General features: G+C 69.5%; 15 protein-coding genes and 2 pseudogenes. 9 read left to right on the top strand and 8 right to left on the bottom strand.

Features of this window, described 5'->3' with window-relative positions:
* Positions 1-87: 87 nt before the first annotated feature.
* Positions 88-966 carry an aldo/keto reductase gene (locus tag JHE00_RS23075; protein ID WP_200321609.1) on the top strand — a complete coding sequence of 293 codons (879 nt, stop codon included), beginning with the start codon at positions 88-90 and terminating at the stop codon, positions 964-966.
* Between the two features lie 13 nt (positions 967-979).
* A pseudogene (locus tag JHE00_RS36135) lies at positions 980-1,507 on the top strand (enoyl-CoA hydratase/isomerase family protein); the annotation flags it as partial.
* Between the two features lie 69 nt (positions 1,508-1,576).
* On the opposite strand, the gene JHE00_RS23065 reads toward JHE00_RS36135, so the two are convergent.
* Both JHE00_RS23065 and JHE00_RS23060 read right to left on the bottom strand, forming a co-directional pair.
* Positions 1,577-2,002: a Rid family hydrolase gene (locus JHE00_RS23065; protein WP_200321607.1), complete on the bottom strand. Its 426-nt coding sequence runs from the start codon at positions 2,000-2,002 to the stop codon at positions 1,577-1,579.
* 243 nt (positions 2,003-2,245) lie between these two features.
* Entirely contained in the window at positions 2,246-2,662 is a 417-nt protein-coding gene (locus JHE00_RS23060) for a hypothetical protein (protein WP_200321605.1), read from the bottom strand.
* A 374-nt stretch (positions 2,663-3,036) separates the two neighbouring features.
* On the opposite strand from JHE00_RS23060, the gene JHE00_RS23055 reads away from it, so the two are divergent.
* A complete protein-coding gene (locus JHE00_RS23055; RefSeq protein WP_230424816.1) occupies positions 3,037-4,392 on the top strand; it encodes an APC family permease in 1,356 nt (451 codons plus the stop codon).
* An 80-nt stretch (positions 4,393-4,472) separates the two neighbouring features.
* Positions 4,473-5,165 (top strand): GntR family transcriptional regulator, encoded by a 693-nt coding sequence (locus JHE00_RS23050; protein ID WP_200321595.1) that lies wholly within the window; start codon positions 4,473-4,475, stop codon positions 5,163-5,165.
* Here JHE00_RS23050 and JHE00_RS23045 read toward each other — a convergent pair.
* The 4 genes from JHE00_RS23045 to JHE00_RS23030 form a co-directional block, all read right to left on the bottom strand.
* Positions 5,162-5,800 carry a YoaK family protein gene (locus JHE00_RS23045; protein ID WP_200321593.1) on the bottom strand — a complete coding sequence of 213 codons (639 nt, stop codon included), beginning with the start codon at positions 5,798-5,800 and terminating at the stop codon, positions 5,162-5,164. The genes JHE00_RS23050 and JHE00_RS23045 overlap by 4 nt on opposite strands.
* An 83-nt stretch (positions 5,801-5,883) precedes the next feature.
* Positions 5,884-6,792 carry a dihydrodipicolinate synthase family protein gene (locus JHE00_RS23040; RefSeq protein ID WP_200321590.1) on the bottom strand — a complete coding sequence of 303 codons (909 nt, stop codon included), beginning with the start codon at positions 6,790-6,792 and terminating at the stop codon, positions 5,884-5,886.
* Between the two features lie 57 nt (positions 6,793-6,849).
* Positions 6,850-8,634: a gamma-glutamyltransferase family protein gene (locus tag JHE00_RS23035; protein ID WP_200321588.1), complete on the bottom strand. Its 1,785-nt coding sequence runs from the start codon at positions 8,632-8,634 to the stop codon at positions 6,850-6,852.
* Positions 8,631-9,431, bottom strand: a complete 801-nt coding sequence (locus JHE00_RS23030) for an alpha/beta fold hydrolase (protein ID WP_200321586.1) — start codon at positions 9,429-9,431, stop codon at positions 8,631-8,633. The genes JHE00_RS23035 and JHE00_RS23030 overlap by 4 nt, the downstream gene beginning before the upstream one ends.
* A gap of 219 nt (positions 9,432-9,650) precedes the next feature.
* Here JHE00_RS23030 and JHE00_RS23025 point away from each other — a divergent pair, with 219 nt between their 5' ends.
* Positions 9,651-10,778: an FAD-dependent monooxygenase gene (locus tag JHE00_RS23025; protein WP_200321584.1), complete on the top strand. Its 1,128-nt coding sequence runs from the start codon at positions 9,651-9,653 to the stop codon at positions 10,776-10,778.
* Positions 10,779-10,795: 17 nt separating this feature from the next.
* Here the strand turns inward: JHE00_RS23025 and JHE00_RS23020 are convergent, their stop codons facing one another.
* Positions 10,796-11,404, bottom strand: a complete 609-nt coding sequence (locus tag JHE00_RS23020; RefSeq protein ID WP_200321582.1) for a TetR/AcrR family transcriptional regulator — start codon at positions 11,402-11,404, stop codon at positions 10,796-10,798.
* Positions 11,405-11,507: 103 nt separating this feature from the next.
* Here JHE00_RS23020 and JHE00_RS23015 point away from each other — a divergent pair, with 103 nt between their 5' ends.
* From JHE00_RS23015 to JHE00_RS23005, 3 genes and pseudogenes are all read left to right on the top strand, one after another.
* Entirely contained in the window at positions 11,508-12,248 is a 741-nt protein-coding gene (locus JHE00_RS23015; protein ID WP_200321580.1) for an SDR family NAD(P)-dependent oxidoreductase, read from the top strand.
* Positions 12,249-12,284: 36 nt separating this feature from the next.
* Positions 12,285-12,563, top strand: a pseudogene (locus tag JHE00_RS36130) (NADP-dependent oxidoreductase); the annotation flags it as partial.
* 253 nt (positions 12,564-12,816) lie between these two features.
* Positions 12,817-13,320, top strand: coding sequence for a zinc-binding dehydrogenase (locus JHE00_RS23005; RefSeq protein WP_200321578.1), 504 nt, complete (start codon positions 12,817-12,819; stop codon positions 13,318-13,320).
* A gap of 91 nt (positions 13,321-13,411) precedes the next feature.
* On the opposite strand, the gene JHE00_RS23000 is transcribed toward JHE00_RS23005, so the two are convergent.
* The gene (locus JHE00_RS23000) at positions 13,412-16,837 is read right to left on the bottom strand and encodes an indolepyruvate ferredoxin oxidoreductase family protein (RefSeq protein WP_200321576.1); all 3,426 of its coding nucleotides are present in this window, start codon (positions 16,835-16,837) and stop codon (positions 13,412-13,414) included.
* Between the two features lie 150 nt (positions 16,838-16,987).
* Between JHE00_RS23000 and JHE00_RS22995 the strand changes: the two genes are divergently transcribed.
* Positions 16,988-17,425 (top strand): Lrp/AsnC family transcriptional regulator, encoded by a 438-nt coding sequence (locus JHE00_RS22995; RefSeq protein WP_200321574.1) that lies wholly within the window; start codon positions 16,988-16,990, stop codon positions 17,423-17,425.
* The last annotated feature ends 24 nt before the right edge of the window (positions 17,426-17,449 follow it).

Below are 17,449 nucleotides of genomic sequence, written 5' to 3'. Positions count from 1 at the left end.
CCCGCGGACCGGTGCCGACGAAACGTCGATCCCCGCGTCTCGCGGCGGACTGGACCTCGACTGCGATGGAGCTTCTAGGCTCGCCTCATGGGACAACGAACGCCGGCCGGATCCTCGCCGCTCGGCCGTCAGGGCTTCGGCGCGATGAGACTGCGCGAGAACGAAACCAGCGACATCGATCGAGACCCCTTCCGCGTCATCGGTGCGGTTCTCGACGCGGGTGTGTCGATGATCGACACGGCCGAAATGTACGGAAACGAAGCGCTCGTCGGCCGCGCGATCGCGGCGCGTCGCGACGAGGTGGTACTGGCGAGCAAGTTCGGGGTGATCTGGAACGCCTCGATGCCTGAGGGCTATGAGGTCCGCGCCGACCCGGCGTACGTGCGGCAAGCCTGCGAGGCCAGTCTCCGCCGACTCCGGACCGATCACATCGAGCTGTACTACCTGCATCACCGCAGCGCGACCACTCCGATCGAAGACACCGTGGGAGCGATGGCCGAGCTGGTCGGGCAGGGCAAGATCGGCGCGATCGGTCTGTCGAACGTCACGGCGGATGATCTGCGGCGCGCTCATGCGGTCCACCCCGTGACCGCCCTGCAGGAACACTGGTCGCTGGCCGAACGCACTCTGGAACGCGAACTGGTACCGACAGCCACAGGGCTCGGAGTGACCGTTGTCGCCCACTCCCCTACCTCACACGGGGCTCTTCACAACCAGCGCGGTGACGACTCCGAGGCCGAACGCCAACTACTCCTTCGCGACATCGCAGCGGCGCACCAGGCGACGGTCGGCCAGGTCGCGATCGCCTGGGTACACAGCCGCGCTGACGCGCACGGCCTCGACGTGGTCCCGCTCCCGGGCACGACAAGCGTGACCCACGCCCGCTCGAACGTCGCCGCTGGGGCGGTCACTCTGACCTCGGCCGAGTCGGAGCGCCTGACCGACGCGTGGACTCCGAAGTCATGATGACCATCGGGTCGGCCGGTACCTGGGCCTCACCGGCGCTCTGGCGACACACCTCGTCGCATCCACCGATCTCCCCGCGTTCACCGCCGCGCTCGATGACACCGGCCTGGACGACGTCCTCGACAAGTTCGCCAGGCCGACCGCCACCTCCACGCTGTCCGAGCTACGGACACACGTCGACTCCGCGTTCGCTCCCGGCAGCCTCACCGAGATCAGGACGCGGCTCCACGAACGCGAATCCGAGTGGGCACAGACCACACTGAACCAACTCGACACGGCCTCGCCACTTTGTCTCCGGCTCACCGACGAACTGCTCGGCCTCGGCATCGACGACGACCTCGAGGGCTGTCTTCGCCGAGAACTCCACGCCGCCACCGGGCTCATTCGCGAATCGGACTTCGCCGAAGGCATCCGCGCCACCCTGGTCGACAAGACCCGCGACGCGCGCTGGAGCCACCCCGGCACCGACGCGGTCCCCCACGAGCTGCTCAGGCGCCTGGTCCAGCTCAGTCCCGATCGGACACCGACCTCGCCGCCATAGCCACGGAGGTGGGCGCGGCAGGCCGCCACTCCGATCCCGGGGAGGCGGCCTGTCGCGACGAGGCGGGGTTCAGTTCCCGGAGCCGACGATCGCGGTCACCCGGATCTCCACCCGCATCGCCGCCAGACCGAGAACCGTCACCCCGGTTTCGGTCCAGATCGGCGCACGACCACCAAGCCGACGACGAAACTGCTCGACCATCACCGAGTTGTGATCATCACCGATCGCATCATCACCCGGCCCCACCTTGTGATACGAGTTCACATGGATAACGTCCCTCCACGACGCACCCACCGTGGCCAACGTGCGCTCCACATTGTCGAAAGCCCGGACGATCTCCTCCTCCAACGAATCCGGAATCACCAGATCGTCATCCACCCCAGCCTGACCCGAGATCTCAACCCGATCCCCCACACGAACCGCCCCGCTGTAGCCATGAATCTCGTGCAACTTCTCGCCATAGCCCGGAACAATGCCGAAGGTAACGGTGCTCATGATGCTCCACTCTTCCTATCCATAAGGGGTGCGCCAACTCGGCCATGAGTTCACGCTTGAAGTCAATATAGCAAGCAATGACTTCAAGCGCAAAGTGATGGCAGCCTCGCCAGAGAGACAGCCCCTGAGCGAGCACGAGACGATGAGCAGCCGTGGTGACTCGACGAGCAGGAGAAGGCGGTCCACTGCGACTGGGCGAAGTCACCTTCCTCACCGGCGGGCCGCTCTCCTCCGTTCCCGCGACTAGGAGGACTCTTGGCCGGAAGTCCCCATCAGCGGATCCGAGGTGAACCCCCGGTCATTGGTCTCGGCCGGCAGAGCCGTCGCGCTGGGTGAAGGCTCACTGATCAGCTCGATGATGTAGTGAGTGACCGGATGGTCCTCGAGATTCCTGATCCGATGGGGAGTCAGCGGACTCTCGGATCCGACGGTCTTGAAGAGGCAGAACCCGGGCTCGGCCTCTTGCCTGGCCGTCCACGCTTCGTCCCCCAGCTGTTGCGCCTCGGCGCGACCCGCGTCGGGCCACAGGACGAGGTGGTCGTGGTGGTGTTGATGAAAGTCGAACATGCCACCGTTGGCTTCCAGGGTCATCGACCACACGCGTACGCGATCGTTCTCGAACACCAGGGTGTCGCCAGGGGTGGGGGGATAGTCGGTCATCGCCACATCCTCTCGTAATCCAATGCAAGGTAAGTCAGTTTGGATGCAAATGGAAGGCCAGCGCACTCCGGCGCACACTCCCGGTACCAGCTCGGCGGAGATCCCGAGTGCCCAGCTGACTCGGCCCTCGTGACCTGTTCACGTTCGCGCACCGATGCCGTCCCAGCGACACTCGCGGCTTGACACCCGCTGCGACATAGCACACATTGGATCCCATTCTTTCAGATAGCATCCGATCCGACCGAAGGTGGGACTCGATGGATTCGAGCGCGGGAGCAGCACCGGCCACCACCGGGTCCCAGAGCGATGGGCCTGCGTCAACGCCCTCCGGGTCATCCCCCGGACTTCGCCGGGGCGCCATCGGCGTTCCGGGCATGGTGTTCATGGTGGTGGCCGCCACCGCGCCGCTGACCGCGATGTCGTCCAACCTGTCCCTGAGCCTGGGCTTCGGCGCCGGTGAGGGCACTCTGGGTTGGATCGTGCTCATCGGCGTGCTCTTGGTCTTCTTCTCCGCGGGCTATCTCGCCCTCGCCAGGTCGGTGGTGAGTGCCGGCGCCTACCACGTCTACGTCAGGTACGGCCTCGGGCCGGCCGCGGGAGGGGCGGCGGCGTTCGTCGCCACCATCGCCTACAACCTGGCGAGCGCCGGGATGATCACGGCGGCCGGCTACTTCACTGACCTGACACTCACGACATACGTGGGAATCGACCTCCACTGGGCCCTCTATTCCGTGGCCGCGCTCATGCTCGTGTGGCTGCTGGGATTCTTCGGCGCCGGCTTCGCCAGCAAAGTGACCACGGTGATCTCCCTGCTCCAGTTCGTGCTGCTCGCCATCCTGGCGGTCGCGGTCTTCGGCAGGGACCCCGGGAGCTTCGCGACGGACGGGTTCACACCCGGCTCCGTGACAAGTGGCGGCGTCGCGCTGACCGTGGTGTTCGTGCTGCTGTCCTTCGCCGGCTACGAAGCGGCGGCCACGTACGGAGAGGAATGCAAGGCCCCCGGGAAGAAGATCAAGTACGCGACGTACCTCGCCCTGGGCACGCTCGTGGCCGTCTTCCTCGTGTCGACCTGGACCCTGAGCGCCGCGTACGACGACGTTCAGGGCGTGGCCGCGCTGGATCCCGGCGCGGTGCTCTCCGGGGCGGCCGACGAGTACCTGGGGTCCTACGCCGGCGGTCTGATCGGCACCACCGTCGCCTTGAGCTTCCTGGCCGCCGCCGTGGCGTTCCACAACATGGCAGCGCGCTACGGCTTCGCCCTCGGCCGGGCGGGCCTGCTACCCCGCGCACTCGCCAGGACCCACCCAGTCCGGGCGACCCCCCACGTGGCCGTCGGCGCGCAGGTGGCTGTTGACGTGCTCGTGATCGTCCCCTTCGTGCTTATCGACGCCGATCCGCTGACCACAGTCTTTCCGGCGATCTCCGGCGTGACCTCGTTGTCACTCGTCTTCCTGATGGTGTCGTGTTCGCTCAGCGCCGTCGTCGCCTCGGTCCGCGGCACCTTGACCGGTGCCGGGCTGCTCACGCGGACGCTGTCGAGCGTGGCCGGGATCGGGCTGCTCGCGGCCGGCACGCTCATCGTCGTCAACTACGAGCAGGTCACCGGGAGCGCATCGCCCGCGGTGGCCGCCATGCCCGCGCTCATCGTCCTGGGAGCGCTCGCCGGCGCGGTCGCGGCCCGACGCCGGTCCGCTGAACCAGGCACCATCGAATCCGGGCAGCAACCGTGACACGGGGCGCCATGCGCCAGGTCCTCCCCAGCTGCACCCACAAAGACCAATCTTGCATCCAGCTGTGGGATGATGCCCCCATGCTCTCACCCGAACCCGCCGGGCAGTTGGCCAAGAGCGAAGAGATCGTACTGGCACTTCAGCGCGGCATCCTCCTGGGCGAACGCCCCGTGGGCTCGTGGCTACGTCATGAGGCGCTCGCCAAGGAGTTCGACACCAGCCGGACGCCGGTACGAGAGGCACTGCGCGCACTGCAGTCGCGAGGAATCGTCACGATCGTGAAGAATCGCGGAGCGCGTATCAACGGCCAGTCCAGCCAGAACGTGCGCGAGCTCGGCGAGGTCCGCGCCGAACTGGAGGGCCTCGCGGCGGCGCTGGCCGCCGAGCGGATCAATGACGACGAGATAGAGCGCATGGAAGCCGCGTGGCGCGACTTCGACCTGGAGTCGAGGACGGACGACCGAGGGCGTCGCTGGGCCGAGTCCAATGACCAATTCCACGCGACGATCCTGGAGGCGTCCGGGAATCGCCAGCTCTACCTGAGCATTCAGGACATCCACGGCCGGTTGCCGCCGAACACCTCCTACCCGGCGTACGCCGAGAGCACGGTGCTCCTGCGCCGCAACGTCAACGAGCACGCCCGGGTGGCGGAAGCCATCGTCAGCGGAGACGCCGACCTGGCCCGAGAGCTGATGAAGAAACACATTCTCGGCGCCGTCGAGGCGATTATCCGGGCCAAGGGTGATTCCGTGTTCCAGGAGAACGATGTCTAGACCGGGTGCTTTCTGACCAGTAGGTGCCCGGTGACAGCGACGGCGACGGTCAGCACCGCGGGGACGGCCGCACTCAGCCATTCCGAGAGGTGGACCAGGAGCGCCCCGACCGCGGCGCCCGCTCCGATGAGGAGGATCGCTCCAGCCCGTCTCGGCCACGGCTGCTGGAGCCCGGCGCCGAACCGCGAATCGGCGGACAGTCCGGTGATGGTCGAGGTGACGACCACCGTCGTGACGTCCTGGACCGCGATCCGCCGGGCGACCGCGGCTTGCAGGCCCATGGCCGCGGCGAGCACGACCGTCACGACATGCGCGACGCCCGGCGACTCGGTCGCGAGTGGAATCGCGAACAGCCCGGCCGCAGCCGCGAACATCACCCCGACCAGTCCGATCAGGAAGGTCGTCCGCCGCGTCCACCCGGCAGGTTGGCCGCGTGTGGCCCGGCCGCCGGCCGCGGCGCCGACCATGAAGGAAGCCAGCGCCACCAGCGGGCCTGCCACGGGCAAGCCCGCGGTGCCTGCCGCACCCATCCCCAGGATGACCACGTTGCCGGTCATGTTGCCGGTGAAGACCTTGTCCAACGCGAGATAGCCGACAGCGTCGGCGATCCCGGTGGAGAAGGTCAGCGCCAGCATGCACCACAACTGAACGTCCTTCGCGCCGGGAGTTCGCCGGGCGCCTACCCGCGCACGGTCGACGGCGGTGCTCACCACATCACTCACTCTCCGACACCGGCGAAGCCGTAGGCATCGCTCAGCGGACCGAGGTAGGGCTCGTACGGCATCGCGGGCGGGCGCACGGCGGCGGACGCGATCACACCCTGCCGCCGCCAATGCTCCTTCCGGATCGCGATGCTGGTGCCCTGCTGGATTTCGAAACCGATGGCGGCCGCGGCGGCACCCACGAGACGCCGGGCGGTTCCCTCGTCACCGTCGAGCCACGCCCGCACGGCCTGGACCGCCACCTCGGGGCGGGAGGTGCCCGAGGCGACAAGCCGGGCGCCCTGGCCGAGGTCGTCGACGAGGCTGAGTCCACCGAGCCCGGACATCAGGCCGACCTCGGGGACGAGCTCGCGTAGCCGGCGGATCCGGCCGAAGGTGGGCGGCGCCTCGCATTTGATCGCCGCGACGTGGCTCGCCCCGGCGACAGCGCGGGCCAGGTCGTCGACAGCGATGCGGACACCCGAGGACGCCGGGTAGTCCTGGAGGACGATCGCCCGGCCACCCGCGGCGTACAGGTCCTCCGCCTCGTCGCGCAGCTCCTGTGGGCTCGACGTCGTGATGGGGACCAGATAGCCGGTGATCCGGTCCCCGAATCGCTCCGCGAGCGTGGTGACCTCGGCGAGGCGCTCCGCTCGCGTGGCGGCCATGGTGGCGACGTGGACCTCGGCACCCGTTGCGAGGGCGGTCTCGACGACGGTCAGCCGCTCGTGGTGCCCGAGCGCACCCGGCTCACCGATGACGCCCAGCACCACCACCGCGCGGCAGCCGCGATCGATCACCTCGTCGCAGTAGCGCCGGAGCGACGCGCGGTCGACGCTCGTACCGTCGGCGGTGAAGGGCGTGGCGAGCATCGCCCAGACGGGAACATCGTGTCGCGCAGGCCCAGCCGCGCGGTGGGCTGCCATGGCGTTCTCACCTTCTGGTCCTGATCGGACAGTCGTCCTGGTCGCGTTCGTCAGCAGCTACCGGCCCGCGGCGTAACCCTGTTCTCCTCGTGGGTTGGCCGCGGCCGAGACCAGGCCGGTTCGCGGGTCGCGCGCGACGGTCGACAGCCGGCCGAGGCTCCACGGCCCCGAGACCGTGACCTCGTGGCCGCGCCGGCGGAGTCCGGCGATGACGTCGGGTCCGAGCCGTTGTTCGACCACCACGCCGCGAGGCGTCCACTCACGGGGCCAGAACGACTGGGTCGCGGCGGTCGTGTGAAACATGGGTGCGTCGATGGCTTCCTGGGGGGTGCGGCCGCCGACGATGGTGCGCAGGAGGTAGAGCAACTGCCACTGGTCCTGCTGGTCCCCGCCTGGCGAACCCAGCGCGGTGGTGGTCGTTCCGCCGTGGCGCAGGATCGTCGGGCTCAGCGTCGTCCTCGGTCGCCGGCCCGGCATCAGTGCGGCGGGACTGCGCTCGTCCAGCCAGGTCATCTGCAGGCGGGTACCGAGGCAGAAGCCGAGCTCGGGAATGGTGGGGTTGGACTGCAGCCAGCCACCGGAGGGCGTTGCCGACACCATGTTCCCCCACCGGTCGACCACATCGAGGTGGACCGTGTCACCGCGGGTCTCGCCCGTCGTTCGGACCGTGGGCTCGCCGGTTCCGATCCCCGACGCGGCGGGGTCGGCCGTGTGCAGGGGTGGCGTGTAGGCGGCCAGATGCTCGAGCACTCCGGGCCGCCACTCGGCCGACGCCTCCTCGGCGATCAAGGCCGCGCGTGTCTTGGCGTACTCGGGAGTGAGCAGCCGCCGCAGGTCGGCCGCAGCGTAGGCCTCACCGTAGAAGGCGTCCCGGTCCGCCATCGCGAGTTTGAGCGCCTCGATGATCGTGTGCGCACCTCGCTCGGTGCCGGGATCGAGATCCGGGCCGTCGAAGTTGTCGAGGATGGCCAGCGCTTGGAGCAGAACCGGACCCTGGCTCCAGAAGGCTGCCTTGCACACGGTCGCGCCCCGGAAATCGAAGGTCTGCGGCACTTCGGCGCGGATCTCGAGCGCGGCGAGGTCGGCGGCGTCGATCACCCCCGCGTAATCGTGTCCGTTCGAGTGCCGCTGCGTTTGCGCGGCGGCACTCTCGACGGCATGGGCGACGAATCCGGTCCGCCACTCACGGCCGACCGCCTCGATGCGGCTCGCCCTGTCCCCTCGGCCCGCCGCGGCCAGGAGGCGGCGCAGCGTGGCGGCGTACGCCGGGATCGCGACCACGTCACCAGGAGCCGGAACGCGGCCCCCGGTCAGCCACTGGTCGGCGGACGTCGGCCAGTGCTCGACGAAGTGCGGAGCCATCGTCTCGATGACCGCGCTGGCCTGCGGAGCCAGGGGCTGGCCGACGTCGGCGTAGTGCACGGCGTACTCGAGGACGTCGGCCACGTCCCAGGTGCCGTGCTCGCGCAGCATCCACAACCACGCCTCGACCGCTCCGGGCACCGCGGCCGCGAGCGCGCCCGAGCCGGGTACGGAGTCGAGCCCGAGAGACCGGTAGTGCTCGATCGTCGCCCGCCGCGGCGCCGGTCCCTGACCGGACACCACACGAACGTCTCCCCCGGCCGGAGCTAGCAGAGCGACCAGGTCACCCCCTGGACCGTTGAGGTGCGGCTCCACCACGTGCATGACGAAACCGGCTGCCACCACGGCGTCGAACGCGTTCCCACCGCGTTCGAGGACGGACTGGGCGACAGCGGTCGACACCCAGTGCGTCGATGCCGTCATGCCGAACGAGCCCACCAGGTCCGGCCGGGTGAGCGGAGCGGCGTCGGTGGCGGTCATGCCACCGGCCCGATCTCGTGACGGGAGACCCAGTCGTTGACCAGTGCGGCGGTCTGCTCACGGAACTCGAACGAGAGGCCATGACGGGCGCCCTCCAGGACGACCAGCTCCGAGGACGTCAGCCGCGCGTGCAGATCTTCTCCGACCTCCGGGGGCGCGAGCGGATCGAGTTCGCCGTAGACCAGCAGCGTCGGTGCGGTGATCTGGCTCAGCTGGCCCCGGACGTCGTAGTCCTCCAGCACCGCGCGGCGCCGCGACCCCAGGGCGGTGACCGTGCCCCGCCCGAGGTCGGCCAGCCGTGCCAGCAACCACTCGTCCCGTTGTGCCTCCGGGGAGAGACTCGCGTTGCGCATCAGCGCGGCCCGCTCCTCGGGAGCCGAGGCCATCATCTTCGTCAGGTACGCGGTGGGGCGCGCGAAGGAATCCGGGGTCGCGCCGACGACGAGCGACCGCACTCGGTCGGGATGGCGGGCCGCCACGTAGAGGGCGATCGCGCCGCCGAACGAGACGCCCATGATGTGCGCCTTCTCGATGTCCAGGGCGTCCATCAGGCCGACGCAGTCGTCGGCGAGGTCCTGCATCGTGTAGTCGGCGTCCACGTACTCGGCGTCGCCCACGTCGCGCTGATCGTAGGAGATGGCGCGAATCCCGGAACGCAGCAACGGCGCGAAGATCGCGTACTGCCCTCTGTGCGACTCGGCGCCATGATGGAGCAGCAGGGGCTCACCGGTTCCGGTCTCGTGGTAGGGAACCCGATTGCCGCCCACGTCGGCGACCCTGCACACGTCGTAGCCCATCCACCCTCACCAATCCGGTCGCAGCGTGCACCCGGACCGACCGCGAGGCTTTGATCAGTCGATTGGATGCTATTTGCCATAGTTGCATCCCAGTCACCTCGTGACAAGGGGAGCTCCGCCCAGGACCGCCCGCGACTGAGCTGTTTTGCATCCCATATTTGCGGTATTCCATGCAACAATGCCGCCACGCCTGAACCGACCGAACGAGGAGTGGGACCCATGGACGTTCTCATCGCCGGCGCGAGCATGGCCGGACTGTCCGCGGCGCACTGGTTCGCGCACCTGGGTCACCGGGTCACCGTGGTCGAGCGCGCCGACGGTCTGCGCCAGGGCGGTGCTCCCATCGACGTGCGCGGCGACGCACTCGGCACCGCCGAGCGCATGGGGATCCTCGACCGGATCAATCGGTCGCAGGTCACCCCCGAGGGCGCCTGGCCGGTCCTGGACGAATCCGGCCGGCAGGTGGCCAGCCTCGACCTGAGATGGTTCGCCAACGAGACCGACGAGGACATCGAGATCTCCCGGGACCGGCTCAACGACATTCTTCTCGACGTGGTGCCCGCCAACGTCGAGTTCCTCTTCTCGACCTCGCTCACGGCGCTCGACGACGGCCCTCGGCACATCGACGTCACGCTGAGCGACGGCACGTCCCGGCGGTTCGACCTCGTGGTCGGCGCCGACGGCCTGCACTCCACCGTGCGCCGGCTCGCCTTCGGACCCGAGTCCGACTATGTGCGGCACATCGGTTACTACGTCGCTCTCGTCAACCTTCCATCAGATCGGGACTGGCAGAAGGCGATGCTCAACGTCCCCGGTCTCACCGTCGTCGTGCGCGACGCCGGCGACGGACCACTGGCGATGATGCTGGCCGCGAGCCCGGAACTCGACTACGACTACCGGGACGTCCCGGCCCAGCGCGCGATCATCGACGACTTCCTCTCGCGCGTCGACGCGTGGCAGCTGCCCGAGCTCCGAGCCGCCTTCGCCGACCCCGCGGCCCAGGGCTTCTACTTCGACTCGGTGAGCCAGACCCACATGCCCCGCTGGACCGAAGGGCACGTCGCTGTCATCGGTGACGCCGCCCATTGCGCGGCACTACTGTCCGGATTGGGCACCAGCCTCGCGCTCCGCTCCGCGGAACTCCTGGCCCTCACGTGGACCGAGTACGGCGGCGACGTCGACGCCGTCTCGAAGAACTACCACGAACGGCTGCGTCCGTACGTGGACAAGTGTCAGACCTTCGCCACGGAGGGGGCACCGATCATGGTGCCGCCGACCCAGGACGCGCTCGAGCGACGGAACGCGATGCTCCGCGACGTCGCCAGCCAGGCAGCGGATGCGCGCTAGTAGAACCGGACACTCGGTCAGTTCGACGGCCAGGTGCTCAAGGCCAGCTCCACCACCTGGCGCAGCTCCTCGCGGGAGGCACCGGCGGCGGCTTGGACGGCGATCCCGTTCGACACGGTCATGATGTAGCGGGCGAGCACCGCGGGATCACTGCCGGACGGCAGGTCGCCCTCGTCGACGGCCTGCTGGAGCCGGTCTCGCAGGTGCAGCATGCCATCGTTTCGCCACTCGGTGAGCACGTCACGAGCGATGCGCCCGTGCTCCCCCGCGGCGAGAGCGCCTTGGACGCTGAGGCACCCGGCGGGGCAGTCCGGCGAGAGCGAGGTGTTGACCGAGCCGTGCAGGAAGGCGGTGACCACCTCGCGGGCGGTGGGTTCCCGCAGCGCTCGGCTCACGTAGGAGGCGGGGCCCACGCGGTAGAGCTCCAGCGCCTTCTGGAACAGCGCGTCCTTGTTCCCGAAGGCCGCGTACATGCTGGTGCGCGTGATGCCCATGGCGCTGGTCAGCTCGGTGAGGCTGGCGCCTTCGTACCCCTTCTCCCAGAAGACACGCATGGCCCGGTCGAGGGCCGCGTCGGCGTCGAAGCCCCGGGGGCGGCCAGGTGGCGCCTTCTGTTGACGATCCATGCGGCCGATCCTACCCCCTTTCTGTACCGGTCGATCCACAAGGCGCGGCGGCTGTGCTACGTTGATTTAGTACCGATCGGTACTAAATACCTGGAGGTCGGCAGTGGGACAGTTCGAGGGCAAAACGGCCGTGGTGACCGGCGGCAGTGCGGGCATCGGCCTGGCGACCGCGGAGCGGCTTGCCGCGGAGGGCGCGCACGTGTTCATCACCGGGCGCCGCGAGGCCGAGCTGGAGAAGGCGGTCGCCGCCATCGGCGACGCCACCGCGGTGCCCGGTGACGTCAGCGTCGCGTCCGATGTGGACCGGCTGTACGAGCGGGTGCGGGAGCGCGGCAAGGGGCTGGACGTGGTGTTCGCCAACGCGGGCGTCAATACCGTCGCCGGCTTGGCGGAACTCACCGAGGAGATCCACGACGCCATCTTCGACATCAACGTCAAGGGCACCTTCTTCACCGTGCAGAAGGCGCTCCCGCTGCTCAACGACGGCGCGTCGGTGATCCTCACCGGCTCCACCGCCGGCGCGGGAGGCTCCGCGGGCATGAGCGCCTACGGGGCGTCGAAGGCGGCTGTACGGGCGTATGCACGGGCGTGGGCCAGTGAACTCGGCGGCCGGGGCATCCGGGTCAATGTCGTGTCGCCGGGGCCGGTCAAGACCCCGCTGTGGGACTCGGCCTTCGGTGAACGCGCCGACGAGGTGATGACGGAGATCGCCGCGGGTCTGCCGCGCCAGCGCGTCGGCGATCCGGACGAGATCGCCGCCGCGGTGGCCTTCCTGGCTTCACCGCAGAGCAGTTTCGTCTACGGCGCCAATCTCTACGTCGACGGCGGACTGGCGCAGATCTGATTCGCGAAGCGAATCGACCACGAGAGGAACCACACCATGACCAAGCCGGTGAACCGCCAGATCGTCCTGGCGGCACGGCCCCACGGAAATCCGAAGGCGAGCGATTTCGAGATCGTGCAAACCCCGGTGCCCGTCCCGGGTGAGGGACAGGTGCTCGTCCGGAACATCCTGACCTCGCTCGAACCCTTCAACCGCATTCTGATGGGAAACGCGAACGGCGACCAGCCCCCCATCGACATCGGCGACACCATGCTCGGCTTCACCGTCGCGGTCGTCGAGGAGAGCAAGCATCCGTCCTTCGCCGTCGGCGACCACGTCGCCGGCACCACCGGCTGGCAGGACTACGCCGTGTCGGACGGGTCGGACCTCCGGGTGGTCGACCCGCACGCGGCGCCCTTGTGGACGAACCTGGAACTACTGGGCATGCCCGGTCTCACCGCATGGGTCGGCCTGACCAGGATCCTCCGGCCCGCGCCCGGCGGAACGCTGGTCGTCACCGGTGCGGCGGGTGCCGTCGGCTCGGCGGCTGCCCAGCTCGGCAAACTCCGCGGGCACCGGGTGACCGGGATTGCCGGCGGGCCCGAAGGTTCGCCACCTGCTCGACGACCTCCGCCTGGACGCGGCCGTCGACCACCGCGCGCCCGACTTCGCCGAGCAACTCGCCCTCGCGGTGCCCAACGGGATCGACACCATCTACGACAACGTGGGCGCCGCCGTGCTCCCCGCACTGCTGCCGCACCTCAACCCGGACGCGCAGATCGTCGTCGGTGGCGTCATGTCGCAGATCACCCGAACCGGCGCCTTCGACGGCCCGGACCGCCTGCCGGACCTCCTGAGGGCGGCCGTCTACAAAAAGGCGACCATCCGCGGTTTCAACGTGATGGAGTTCGTCGACTGCTACCCCGATTTCCTGGCGGAGCTGGCCCCGGCGGTCGCGGACGGGAAAGCGCACTACAAAGCGCACATCTTCGACGGGCTCGAAGCCATTCCCGAAACCTTCCCGGACATGTTCACCAGCCGCGTCACCGGCAAGATGATCGCGAAGATCTCCGCGGCGCCGGGCGCCGACTAGCGCAGGGCCAGGAGGATCAGTCCCGAGCGAGGCGAGCGCGCCGTCTCGCTCTCGGCGGTCACCCTCCGAGAGCGAGACGGCGCTGCGATCCTCAGAGGACGGCCAGTGCCTCGGCGGCTTTCACCCGGAACCGTTCGATGTTGGCGAGCTTGATCTCCTCGTAGCCCCTGACTTCCTCGGCCAGCTCGGTGATCGCCACGACCCGGTCGACGTTCTCCGCGGTGAGCCGGTCCACGGCCGCCCCCACGAGCTCCTGGTACTCGGCCACCAGCTGGCGCTCCACCCGCCGGACCTTCGCGTAGCCGAACACGTCGAACGCGGTACCGCGCAAGCCCTTCATCGCACGCAGCCCGCGGAAGGCCACCTCCGCCGTACGACCGGCCAGCCGGATCTTGTTCTTCATGCCCAGCGCGCGCAGCACCGGCGGGTGCAGCAGCACCGACACCTTCGCGTCCGGCCCGAATTCGGCGTCACGCCGGGCTTTCTCGACCGGGTCGAGGTGCAGCCGCGCGACCTCGTACTCGTCCTTGTACGCCAGCAGCCTGTGCAGCCCGCGGGCGTAGGCGACGGCGATCCGGCCTTCGGGGTCGGCGCTGTCGGTGCCGTCGGTGCCGTCGGTGCTGTCCACGAGCGAGGCGACCCGGCGAACCTCGGCCGCGTAGCGACCTGCCAGCACCGCGTTCTGGAATCCGGTGAGGTCGTCGACGCGGACCGCCAGCACCTCGTCGAGCCCTTCGGTCCGCGCGACGGCGACCTGCGGATGCGCGGCCTCCCGCACCGCGACAGGGTCCAGCACCGCGGCCCGGCCCCAGCGGAACGCGGCCAGGGTCTGCTCGACCGCGGCGCCGTTGAGCCGGATCGCCTCCTCCATCGACTCCGAGGACACCGGCAGGCAGCCGGCCTGGTACGCGGCGCCGAGCAACACCATGTTGGTGGGCATGTGGTCGCCGAACAGGGCCTCGGCGAGCGATTGCGCGTCGATCGCGACCACCTCGCCCGCCGCAGCGGCGATCTGCTCGACCGCGTCGTCCGCGGTCCCCGGTAGCGGCACCCGTCCGCTGATCATCGCAGCCGTCGGCACGATCGCGGTGTTGAGCACCGCGACCGCCTGCCCGGTCCTGGCAGCGGCGAGGTTCGCCGCTTCGGCCGCGCCGAGGACGTCGAATCCGATGAGGACGTCGGCGGTGCCGCGCGAGGCCCGCAGCGCGCCCCGGATCGGCTGCTTGGCGATCCGGATGTCGGAGACGACCGGACCGCCCTTCTGCGCCAGCCCCACCTGTTCCAGACCCGCGGCGAACCGCCCGTCCATGTGTGCGGCCATCTGCAGGATCTGCGAGGCCGTGACCACACCCGTCCCGCCGATGCCGGGCATCCGGATCAGCGTCTGGTCGTCGTCGAAGCGCGGCTCGGGCTCGGTCAGCGCGACCGGAAGCGGTGGGACGGAGCGGGTCACCGTCCCCGGCTCCACGAGCAGGAACGACGGGCAGTCGCCCTTGAGACAGGAGAAGTCCGAGTTGCACGAGGGCTGGTGGATGCGCGTCTTGCGCCCGAACTCCGTCGCCACGGGCTGCACCGACAGGCAGGTCGACTGGTCCCCGCAGTCCCCGCAGCCCTCGCACACCCGCTCGTTGACCACGACCTTCCCGGCCGGGGTGGGGAGCTTGCCGCGCTTGCGCAGCCTGCGCTCCTCGGCGGCGCACTGGTCGTCGTGGATCAGCACGGTCACCCCGTCGACCGCCGCCAGCTCGGCCTCGGCCTCGGCGAACCGGTCGCGGTGCCGCACCGAGGCGATCGGGTCGAGCGTGACGCCGCGATACTTGGCGGGGTCGTCCGCGGTGACGATGATCCGGCGAACGCCCTCGGTGGCGAGCAGCCGGGTGATCTCGGGGACGGACAACCGCCCGATCGCCTGCTGCCCGCCGGTCATCGCGACGGCGTCGTTGTAGAGCAGCTTGTAGGTCATGGTCGCCCCGCCTGCCACGGCCTGCCGGATCGCCAGCGAGCCGGAGTGGTGGAAGGTCCCGTCGCCGAGGTTCTGCACGAAGTGCCGGTCGTCGGTGAACGGGGCGAGGCCGAGCCACTGCGCGCCCTCGCCGCCCATTTGCGTCAGGCCGATCTGCGTGCCGCGGCCATCACCGTCGATCGCGATCATGCTGTGGCAGCCGATCCCGACGCCCACCAGAGTCCCGTCCGCGGTCTTGGTGGAGGTGTTGTGCGGGCAGCCCGAGCAGAAGTACGGGGTGCGCGCCGCACCCGCCAGCGGCAGCCCGATGCGAGCGGGCCTGCGAGGCTCGATCGCCGACAGCTGCACCGCCGCCGTGCGCGGTAGCCGCTCGTGCCCGACGCGCGCGGCCACGGCGCGCGCGACGTCCTCGGCCGCGAGCTGCCCCCGCGCCGTGAGCAGCGGCCGGTTCCGCTCGTCGTAGCGACCGACGACCAGTGGCGCGCCCGGCACCCGATAGAGCGCCGCTTTGAGGTGCTCCTCGAGGAACGGCACCTTGTCCTCGACCACCAGCACCTCGTCGAGGTCCGTGGTGAGCCGTCGCAGCTCCTCGGCGTCGATCGGCCACGGCATCCCCAGCCGGATCAGCCGGAGCCCGAGGTGCTCCATGATCGCCTCGTCGAGCCCGAGGTCGTCGAGCGCGCGCTGGAGGACCGCGAAGCCGGTGCCGCTGGCGAGCACACCGAGCCGCGCTCCCTCGGGGGCGAACACGGCGCGGTTGAGCCCGGTCTCGCGGGCGTAGACACGGGCGAGATCGAGCCGGCGGGTGAGCAGGTCGTGCTCGGCGTCGAGCGCGGCAGGCCCGACGAGCGCGGCCGCGGTGGGACGCGGCTGCGCGGGCGGCACCGGGATGCCGAGCCGCAGGCTGCCGACGTCGATGGTGGCGGAGGCATCGGCGTTGTCGGCCACGATCTTCAGCCCGGTCCACAGGCCCGACGCACGGGACAACGCGACGGCGTGCAGCCCGAGTTCGACGATTTCCCCCACGGTGCCCGGGGCGAGCAGCGGTATACCCAGGCTCTGCGCCATCGGCTCACACGAACTCGGGACGGTGGACGACTTCGACGCCGGGTCGTCGCCAATGATCGCGACGGCGCCGCCGAGGGTCGCGGTGCCGGCGAGGTTGCCGTGCCGGATCGCGTCCGCCGCGCGATCGAGGCCGGGGTTCTTGCCGTACCAGAACCCCACGACCCCGTCGTGGCGTCGCCCCGGCACCTGTCCGAGCGTCTGGGTCCCGGCGACCGCGGTGGCGGCGAGCTCCTCGTTCACCCCCGGCTGGAAGACCACACCCGCGGCGTCGAGGAAGCGCTTCGACCGGACCAGCTCGGAGTCCAGCCCGCCCAGCGGCGAGCCCTGATAGCCGGAGACGAACACCCGGGTGTCGAAGCCACGCTCGGTGTCGAGGCGGCGCTGCTCGAGGGTGAGGCGGACCAGGGCCTGGATCCCGGTGAGGAGCGCCCGGCCGTGCTCAGCGGCGTAGCGGTCGTCGAGGGTCACCGTGGTGGGGACGGTCAACGTGGTCTCCTTCGGCCGACGTGAGGTAGGCCTAGTGGAGATGATCTGCCTCTGCACACGCAAGCAACGTCGGGAAAGATGCGGTCAACACGCAAACAGAACATCGATTTGCTCGTTCGAGCTGAAAAATTTTGCGCGAGGAGGACCCTCATGACCGACGCCGACGAGATCGACCGTCGACTGATCACCCTGCTGCGGGAGGACGGGCGGCGGACCTACTCGGACATGGCCGGCATCGTCGGTCTCTCGGTGGCGGCGGTGAAGCGGCGGGTGAACCGGCTGCAGGAGATCGGGGTGATCACCGGCTTCACCGTGCAGGTCGACCACACGAAGCTCGGCTGGGGAGTCGAGGCGTTCACCGAGCTGCGCTACGCGGGCACGACGCGGGTGGCGGACATCGTCGCGAGCGCGAGCCTCTTGCCCGAGGTGCACGCCGTCTACACGATCGCGGGCGACCCGGACGCGCTCGTGCAGGTCCGGGTCCGGGACGTGGCACATTTGCAGCAGGTCATCGACCAGCTGAGGGCCGCCGGCTCCATCGCGGGCACCAAGACCCTTCTCGTGCTCGGAGCGTGGACGCGCTCCTGACCAACAGCTCGCGGGCCGGGACTC

Origin of the sequence: Prauserella cavernicola, from assembly GCF_016595675.1 — a bacterium.
Lineage (GTDB): Bacteria > Actinomycetota > Actinomycetes > Mycobacteriales > Pseudonocardiaceae > Prauserella_A > Prauserella_A cavernicola.
This window is presented reverse-complemented; position numbering and strand designations above follow the sequence as displayed.